Genomic DNA, 545 nt, shown 5'->3' with positions numbered 1-545 from the left:
GAGGTTCTCGTCCAGTTGCGTCGGCAGCGTGTGCCTGCGCGTGCGCGCGCCTTCAGGCAAGACAGGATAGTATGGAGTCAAATCTACGGGGTCGCGCACCTCGTCGGAGACGCCCCTGTCGATCACGAGATAGTCGCCTGCCTGCAGGGTGTCCAGCGTCTTCCACGCGAGGCGGGGTTTGCCCGTGTTGTCGGCAAGGCACACCAGCACTGGGTGATTGGGCGTGCCCGTGAGTTCGAAGCCGTAGCGCGTGCGGATGCGCAGCGTGGGATGCTCGCCGCAATCGAACCATCGCGAGGCGTGCTGCATGCGTCCCCCTGCGGCGCGCACCTGCAGGCTTATTGGCTCTTGCTCTGCAAGTGCACTGATGGGGATTAGCCCACGCTCCGTGCGCACCAGCGCGTCGCCCGTGAGGCAGTAGCGCATCGCAGCAGGCGGGTCGCCATCCACACTCCCGAAGTTGCCCTGTCCGTCCACCAGCGGGTAGCGCATGTTGAAATCCTGCGCCATGCGTACCAGCGTGGGGTACACCACCTCCTGCCCGT

Annotated in this window: 1 pseudogene; it reads right to left on the bottom strand. The window is 65.3% G+C overall.

Going from position 1 to position 545, the window contains the following annotated elements:
• Positions 1 to 531: pseudogene (locus N0A24_12315) on the bottom strand (DNA gyrase subunit A).
• Between the last annotated feature and the right edge of the window lie 14 nt (positions 532 to 545).

Source organism: Armatimonadota bacterium (assembly GCA_025059775.1).
Taxonomy (GTDB): Bacteria; Sysuimicrobiota; Sysuimicrobiia; order Sysuimicrobiales; family Sysuimicrobiaceae; genus Sysuimicrobium.
The sequence above is the reverse complement of the archived record's forward strand: the minus strand, read 5'-3'. Positions and strand labels throughout refer to the sequence as shown.